This is a genomic window from Novosphingobium sp. FKTRR1 (assembly GCF_020404405.1).
GTDB lineage: Bacteria > Pseudomonadota > Alphaproteobacteria > Sphingomonadales > Sphingomonadaceae > Novosphingobium.
Genome location: NZ_JAIZDA010000072.1, coordinates 1 through 5,162, shown reverse-complemented (window position 1 = coordinate 5,162; position 5,162 = coordinate 1). Strand labels below are relative to the sequence as shown.

The window sequence follows — 5,162 nt, the reverse complement described above, 5'->3', positions numbered from 1 at the left end:
GATACCGTTCCGTCACCGGCACCGCACGCCTCTCTGGCCAGTCCGCACTCAGCGCAATCCGAGACCTCGTCGACGGACGCTTCGCGGTCGCTTGATCGGCCTCATTGCCAACCACCTGAGCAGTTACGGGAGCGGAGCTAACCGATCCTGTGGGTTTTATCTTTGGCGGCTTTGGTCTTGCAAACGGATGCTTCTGATGATGAAGATATTTATAGAAATTTACTTCGTGACGTCGGTGGCGATATCCATTGTACTTGTTTTTTTTCAGATAGAGTGGGGGTTTGCATTGTCCTTCACAGCATTTTGCGCGAAGCTTTATTTAAATTTTTTGAACAAAAATAGATTGCGGTGACACGTTACTAAATGCCGAATTGTCGCCATAGCGTTTCATGGCACGCTTGCCTCGCGTTTTTCTTCCCGGCATCCCGCACCACGTTACCCAGCGCGGGAACGGTCGGCAGCAGACGTTTTTCGAAGATGGGGACTACGCGTTCTATCTTGATCTGTTGGCTGCGGCGGCAGAGCGAGCGCAAGTGCAGGTGTGGTCCTGTTGCCTGATGCCGAACCACGTGCACGTGATCCTGTGTCCGCAGGACGAAGATGGCCTGTGGCGCACCTTTGGCGATCTCCATCGTCGCTACACCGGCTTCATCAATGCGCGGCACCGGACAACCGGGCACCTGTGGCAGGGCCGGTTCGGATCGGTCGCCATGGATGAAGCGCTGACTTATGCCGCGCTGCGCAAGGCGGAAAGCGTCGGCCGCCCGATTGGCTCGCCCGCCTGGCTGAAGGCCATGGAGGAGCACACCGGCACGGCGCTGGTGCCGCAAAAGCGCGGGCCGAAAGCGAACGGTTTCCGGAATGCCGGGGACGGCATACTGGCCTGACGCTATAGCTGGTGTTCTTGTAGGCAAGGAAATATATACATAGTTACAAGAACTTGCCAGCCACTCCGCGTTCAGTCATCGGCAACCTCGCGCGTTGCCACCGCATAAAGCGCGATGGCCGCCGCGTTCGAAACGTTGAGGCTTTCGACGGCCGAGGCGATTGGCAGCCGCGCGATCGAATCGCAGTGCTGCGCGACATTGTGCCGCAGCCCTTCGCCTTCGGCGCCGAGCACCAGCGCAACCGGCCCGGTCGGCAGCGCCGAAGGGAACGTCGCCTTGCCATCGCCATCAAGGCCGATCCGCCAGTATCCGGCCTCGGCAATGTCCTCAAGCGCGCGGCTCAGGTTGACCACGCGGACCCACGGCACCACCTCGAGCGCGCCAGAGGCCGACTTGGCCAGAACCCCCGATTCGAGCGGAGCGTGGCGGTCCTGCGTGATCACTGCCGCCACGTCGAACGCCGCACAGCTACGCAGGATCGCGCCGACGTTGTGCGGGTCGGTCACCTGATCGAGCAGCACCAGCGTGCGACCGTCCGAATCTTCCAGAACATCGTCGAGCGCCACGTCGTCCAGCGGCAGGCATTCGAGCACCAGTCCCTGATGCGGCGCATCGCGCGCGACCAGCCGCCCCAGATCGGCGGCCTGCGCGTATTCCACGGGGAGGTTGACGGGAAGTTCGGCGTCGTTGTCATCCAGCAGCGCCTGAATGGCCTCACGCGTGCCCCACAGCTTCTTGGCGGTACGGTTGGGGTTGGTCAGTGCTGCCTCGACCGCGTGGCGGCCCCACAGGCGCACCGCGCCGGTGCTGGCCCGGCCTGAGCCGCGCCCACCCTGCATGCGGCCGGCGCGGCCGCGCAACGAAGTGTCTTTGCGAGGGGGGGCGCCCGAACGATCACGGCTTGGCATTTGTCACCTTTGCAGTTGGCGGCGCGCGCGGAAAAATTGCGGCGCCCGAAATTATCGATAGCCCTCTGCCAGTCGCCCCATTGACAGGCAAGTAATGCTTCGCCAAAGGGGCGCCTCGCTCGGCCGGACGGTCGTTTTCGGGCAACAGTCCGACAACGGCCACAACGGGGTTAGCGCCCCGCACCGGCAGCACTGGTGTGGACAGGTGGCCGAGTGGTTAATGGCAGCAGACTGTAAATCTGCCCGCGAGAGCGTACGGTGGTTCGAATCCACCCCTGTCCACCACCATCCTTCCGGAGCCCGGCAAATCGGGAGATATCCGGGTTTGCCGATGCGGTCGGTCGTGGGCCGGTTCTGTCAACTTCGGGCGATCTGATCCCGCAAGGGTGGCGTGCCCGCGCGGGTTCAGATCAGGATGTTGTCGAACGGTTCGGGGCGGTGGAACAAGTACCCCTGTCCGTAGTTCACGCCCATCTGGGTCAGGTGCGCGGCGATCGCTTCGGTCTCGACACATTCGGCCACGACCTTGACTCCCATGATGCGCGCCATGTCGACAAAGCAGCGCATGGCGGCTTCGTTCAGGGGATCGCTGATCAGATCCTGCACGAACTGGCCGTCGATCTTCAGCACATCGATCGGCAATGATTTGAGATAGCCGAACGTCGCGGCGCCCGCGCCGAAATCGTCGAGCGCGATGCGGACGCCGAGACGGTGGACCTGTTCGATGAACACGCGGGCCTCGGTCATGTTGGTGATGGCCACGGTTTCGGTGATTTCGAGGCAGATGCGCTGGCATACCGTCGGCCCCGCCGCGCTCAGGATTCTGATGGCCTCGCGGTGAAACGCGCGGTCGCCGATGGATTGGCCCGAAATGTTGACGCAGACCATCTCGTAGGCAGAGAGATTGAGGCGCGCGGCCAGCCGTTCGACGACCTTTCTCAAGACCAGCCGGTCGATCCGTGTTGCCAGATTGAACCGCTCGGCGGCAGGCAGAAACGCGCCCGGCGGAAAAACGGTGCCGTCGCTTTCGACCAGCCGCAGCAGCACTTCGAGATGATGCCCGCCGCCGCTGCCATCGAGCGGGACGATCCGCTGCGCATACAACCGGAAGCGGTCTTCGTCGAAGGCGCTTTCCAGTCGGGCCGCCCATTGCATTTCGCATTGCCGGGCAAGCAGGGCCTCGTCCTTTTCGAACCAGGCGTGCACGCGGTTTCGCCCGGCTTCCTTGGCGGCATAGCACGACCGGTCGGCGGCCTGCATGATCGCGATCGGGCTTTTCCAATGCGCGTCGATCGGCACCAGGCCGATGCTGGCGCTGATCCTGAAGCGCTTGCCATCGTGGAGAAAGCGGGAGTCGTCGAGCCGGTGGCAGATTTGCTGCGCAACGGTCTGCGCGTTGTCGTACGTGCAATGTTCGAGCAGAAGCCCGAATTCATCTCCGCCAAGGCGCGCGATCGTGTCGCGCTCGCGCGCTACGCCCCTGAGCAGGTTGGCGACATTTTGCAGCAGCCTGTCGCCAGCGGCATGGCCGCACATGTCGTTGACGATCTTGAACTGGTCCAGATCGATGTACATCAAGGTGTGCACCAGCCCCTTGGTCTTTGCCGTGTGCAGGGCGCGTTGCAGCCGGATATCGAACTCCGCCCGGTTGACCAGACCGGTCAGCGCATCGTGCTGCGCGCGATAGGTGATTTCCTTGCTTTGGCGGCGTTGCTCGGTCACGTCGTGAAAAACCACGACGACGCCCAGCAACTTGTCGGCTTCGCTGCGGATCGGCGCAGCGGTGGTCTGGATGTCGTACTCCTTGCCGGTGCGCGAAATCAGGACCGTGTTGGAAGATTTTCCGGTGATCCTGCCTTGTCCGATGACCTGATCGATCGGGCTCATGCACGGTAGCCGCGATTCCTCGTCCACCACGCAGAACACCTCGTCCAGTGGCCGCCCCTTGGCATGGACCGACGACCAGCCGACCATCTGTGCCGCTACCGGATTCAGCCAGGTCACTGCCCCCTGGGCATCGGTGGTGATGACCGCGTCGCCGATCGATTGCAGCGTGACGCGCAGCAACTCGTGCTGTTCAGCCAGTTCGGCGACAAGCTTGCGCCGCAGCGTGATGTCCTGAACCGTCCCGCGCAGGACGGTGGTCGAGCGTGTCGCGTCAAAGCGGGCCTCGCCGCGCGCCTCAAGCCATCTGGCAGTGCCGTCGGGATGCGCGAACTCCAGCTCAAGGGTATAGGGCTCGCCAAGCTGCAGCGCCCGGTTCACCGCATTTTGCAGCAGCTTCCAGCTTTCCGGGGTGTACAGTTCGCCGTGTTCGGCAAAGGTCGGCGGCGGCAGCGCCGGGTCGCGCCCGGTTATGCGATACAGTTCGGCCGACCATACGGTTCTGTCGGATTGCGGCGACCATTCCCAACTGCCGATATGGCCAAGCCGCTGGGCTTCCTGCAGCGACTGTTCGGCGTGCTTGAGCGCGGACAAGTCGCTCACCTGAACCAGAAAGCCCACGACCTCGCCATCGACGATGTCGGGAACGTAGTAGGCCAGACTGTGGCGATTGATCCCGCCGGTTCCGGGAATGACCCGCTCGAATGTCTGAACCTCGCCAGCAAGTGCGCCGGCGATGTATTGCTTGCTCAGCTCGTACAGTTCGGGTCCGAGCAATTCCTCGATGTTGATTCCGACAATCGAATCCGAATGGACACCAAACCAGCGTTCATATGCGCGATTGGCGAACACGCAGTTCAGGTTCTTGTCCCAGTACGCCATCATCGACGGGGCGTTGTCGACGACCAGCCGCAGCCCGGATTCGTTGAAGCGCGATCCATCAAGCGCAGTTTGCAGTCGCTTGACCACGAAGCGACCTTCCAGCGACTTGGCGGTCACCGCCGAAAGGTGGGTCAATGCCTCGCGCTGACCGTCGGTCAGCTTGCGCGCTTGATGGTCGATCACGCACAGCGTGCCGACTTTTTCGCCGCTGCTGAGCCGCAAGGGCGCACCGGCGTAAAAGCGGATGCCGGGAGCGCCGGTGACCAGAGGATTGTCCGCAAAGCGCGGATCGACCGTGGTATCGGGCACTTCGAACAGGCTGTCGCCAAGAATGGCATGCGCGCAAAAGGCAAGGTTGCGCGGTGTCTCCGAGACGCCGGTCAACCCGACGTTGGCCTTGAACCACTGGCGCTTTTCATCGACCAGGCTGACGAGTGCAATTGGGGTGCCGCAAATCAACGCAGCAGCTTTGGCGTAACTGCTCAGGTGGTTGGCAATGAGGCCGATCAAGCGACCGCGAAGCGTCCGTCGACGAGGTCTCGGATTGCGCTGAGTGCGGACTGGCCAGAGAGGCGTGCGGTGCCGGTGACGGAACGGTATC

3 protein-coding genes and 1 tRNA gene are annotated in these 5,162 nt (G+C 62.5%); 2 read left to right on the top strand and 2 right to left on the bottom strand.

Going from position 1 to position 5,162, the window contains the following annotated elements; genetic code table 11:
• Positions 1–389: 389 nt before the first annotated feature.
• Positions 390–887 carry a transposase gene (locus LDN95_RS22760; protein ID WP_226019786.1) on the top strand — a complete coding sequence of 166 codons (498 nt, stop codon included), beginning with the start codon at positions 390–392 and terminating at the stop codon, positions 885–887.
• A gap of 71 nt (positions 888–958) precedes the next feature.
• On the opposite strand, the gene rlmB is transcribed toward LDN95_RS22760, so the two are convergent.
• Positions 959–1,726 (bottom strand): 23S rRNA (guanosine(2251)-2'-O)-methyltransferase RlmB, encoded by a 768-nt coding sequence (gene rlmB / locus LDN95_RS22755; protein WP_226019785.1) that lies wholly within the window; start codon positions 1,724–1,726, stop codon positions 959–961.
• Between the two features lie 268 nt (positions 1,727–1,994).
• On the opposite strand from rlmB, the gene LDN95_RS22750 reads away from it, so the two are divergent.
• Positions 1,995–2,080 (top strand) — tRNA-Tyr (locus LDN95_RS22750).
• A gap of 120 nt (positions 2,081–2,200) precedes the next feature.
• Here the strand turns inward: LDN95_RS22750 and LDN95_RS22745 are convergent.
• Positions 2,201–5,071 carry an EAL domain-containing protein gene (locus LDN95_RS22745; RefSeq protein WP_305082593.1) on the bottom strand — a complete coding sequence of 957 codons (2,871 nt, stop codon included), beginning with the start codon at positions 5,069–5,071 and terminating at the stop codon, positions 2,201–2,203.
• Between the last annotated feature and the right edge of the window lie 91 nt (positions 5,072–5,162).